The sequence below is a fragment of the Bradyrhizobium sp. P2_E8 genome (genome assembly GCF_056403875.1).
Genome location: NZ_JBFUES010001108.1, coordinates 1 through 2,280, shown reverse-complemented (window position 1 = coordinate 2,280; position 2,280 = coordinate 1). Strand labels below are relative to the sequence as shown.

Sequence of the window (2,280 nt, the reverse complement as noted above, 5' to 3'; positions counted from 1 at the left end):
GAACTCGCCCTCGCTGAAGAACAGCGTGCGCCAGCCGAGGATCAGCTGACGGTTGTCATAGGGAAAGCGCAGCTCGTGCGGCCTGTTCTTCTGGCTGACCGGCGGGATCGAGCGCAGATAGGCGAAAATCGCGTCGCTGTCGGCGCGCGTGACCTTTGTGTAGGACGCAAACGGCATCGCCGGATAGATCAGCCCGCCATCCGGGAAGCGGCCGTTGTGCATGGTCTTGTAGAAGTCGTCCGCGCTCCACTTGCCGATCCCGGTCTCCGGATCGGGCGTGATGTTGGAGGTGTAGAGCGTGCCGAACGGCGTCGGCATGGCGCGGCCGCCGGCGAACAGGCGGCCTTCCGGTGCGGTGTGGCACGCGGTGCAGTCGCCGGCGCGGGCGAGATACTCGCCGCGCGCGACGATATCACCGGTCTTGTCCTTGTCCTGCGCCTGCGCGGCCGTTGTGAACGCGGCGAGAGCGAGGAGCGTGATCGACAGTCTTGAGCCCATCATCCGCCTCGTCAGTTGGGCTGGCTGCCGCAGCCGAACGGCAGCGCATAGGTGCCTTTCGGCACGGGAGCCGGGTTCGCGGGCGCCGGCCGCGTCGCGAGCCAGGCTGCAACGGCGGTGACGTCGGCCTCGGTCAGATGGCCGGCGACGAGCTGCATGCAGTCGGGCGATCTGGCCGTGCGGGTGCCGTAGCGCCAGGCGCCGAGTTGAGCGCTGATGTAAGGCGCGCGCAAGCCGAGCAATCCTGGGATGCCGGCCTGCATCCCCGTCAGTCCTGGACCGTGGCAGCTCACACAGGCCGGAATGTTGCGGCCGGCATCGCCGCTCGTCGCAAGCTGCTCGCCCTGCGCCAGCACGTCCTTGCTGACCTCGCTCGGCGCCGGCTGCGGCAGCGGCGGATGCTCGCTGGCAAAGTACTCCGCCATCGCCTCCAGATACGGATCGGGCAGGAATTCCAGCAGATAGTTCATCGGCGGGTATTTGCGCCGGCCGCTGCGGAAGGCGAGGAGCTGGTTGTAGAGATAGCCGGCGGGTTTGCCGGCAAGCCGCGGGAAATAGACGTCGCTGGTGCCTTCGCCCTTGTTGCCGTGACAGGGCGTGCAGGCCTCGACCCGCGCCGCCATCGTATCCGGCGGCTGGTTGGCCGTTTGTGCGGCCGCAGCGTCAATGGCGGCCAGGATGGCAATGGCCAGAGCAGTGGTGCGAGCGAACAATTCGTCGCCCTCCAGAAGGCTGGGCCGGTTGATTCCGGACCACAACATAGAGCGGCATTATTGCGCCAGTATAGTCGCGCGCAAGTTCGGAAGGGAACGATGACGTTTGGTCGTGCTCTTGCACTGCATATAACGATCGGATTCGACAAGATTTGCGTGCTTTTTGAAAAGCAGCGCAGCATCGCGGTCTCCTGGCACCGCTCGCCCGAGCCTTGCCTTGTGCTTCCATTCGCCTCGACACCAAACACAGCTGCGTGCAAACGGCGTATATCGCTACTGTGAGGCTAACGGATATTGAGTGACCACAGGGATCGACCATGGACCACATCGCTCTGACGACTTTCAGGGAAATCGCGGACACCGATTTCGATGACGTGGCCGATGCGCTGATCGAGATGCAGGCTCACTATCGCGCCGTCTGCCCTGCACGGGACGTGATCATTGACGGGCTGAGGTCGAGGCCCGCCGGAGCGCGAATTCTGCTCGCTTGTGAGAACGATGAAATCGCAGGTCTTGCATGTTTCAGTGCCATCTATCCCGGACCGGGTTTGACGTCAGGCTTCTTCCTGAAGGAGCTCTACGTTCGTCACAACCGGCGCGGAGCTGGATTGGGAAAACGGCTGATGGCGCGACTGGCCGAAATCGCGCACCAGGAGGGGCACGATCGCATCGATTGGACTGCCGATGCGGATGACCTGCGGCTTCAGCACTTCTACGAGATGCTTGGTGGGCGGGCGCTACCGGAGAAGCGGTTCTTCCGGATCGCCGGCGCGAAGCTGAGAGAACTGGCCGAGATGTAGATGTGTAGGGTGGATTAGCGAAGCGTAATCCACCAATTCTGCCGCCGCGGAGACTGAAGAGGTGGATTACGCCATGCGAGCTGCGCTTCGCGCACCCGCAGGGCTAATCCACCCTACAAGATACGGCATCACCCCCGCGGCGAGCGCGGCGGCCTGCGCTTCGCCGCGTGCCTTCGCGGCGAGCGGGTCACACGCGGGCGCAGGCGGGTTGCGGCGGCGGCGCGGCGCGGCTTGGCCGCAACTTGCGGGCCGCGGGCAAGATCCATCAG

General features: G+C 64.6%; 3 protein-coding genes and 1 pseudogene. 1 reads left to right on the top strand and 3 read right to left on the bottom strand.

Going from position 1 to position 2,280, the window contains the following annotated elements; genetic code table 11:
* Nucleotides 1-498, bottom strand: a 498-nt coding sequence (locus tag AC1D00_RS37310; protein WP_477014111.1) for a c-type cytochrome, incomplete at its 3' end; no start/stop codon positions are given.
* Between the two features lie 11 nt (nt 499-509).
* The gene (locus AC1D00_RS37305; RefSeq protein ID WP_477014112.1) at nt 510-1,121 is read right to left on the bottom strand and encodes a c-type cytochrome; all 612 of its coding nucleotides are present in this window, start codon (nt 1,119-1,121) and stop codon (nt 510-512) included.
* Between the two features lie 464 nt (nt 1,122-1,585).
* Between AC1D00_RS37305 and AC1D00_RS37300 the strand changes: the two genes are divergently transcribed.
* Nucleotides 1,586-2,011 (top strand): GNAT family N-acetyltransferase, encoded by a 426-nt coding sequence (locus AC1D00_RS37300; protein WP_477014110.1) that lies wholly within the window; start codon nt 1,586-1,588, stop codon nt 2,009-2,011.
* A gap of 128 nt (nt 2,012-2,139) precedes the next feature.
* On the opposite strand, the pseudogene AC1D00_RS37295 reads toward AC1D00_RS37300, so the two are convergent.
* A pseudogene (locus AC1D00_RS37295) lies at nt 2,140-2,280 on the bottom strand (CinA family protein); the annotation flags it as partial.

Bases quoted from the DNA above. Each gene is read 5' to 3' on its own strand.
- AC1D00_RS37305 (WP_477014112.1), bottom strand. From the start codon at position 1,121: ATGGCGGCGCGGGTCGAGGCCTGCACGCCCTGTCACGGCAACAAGGGC.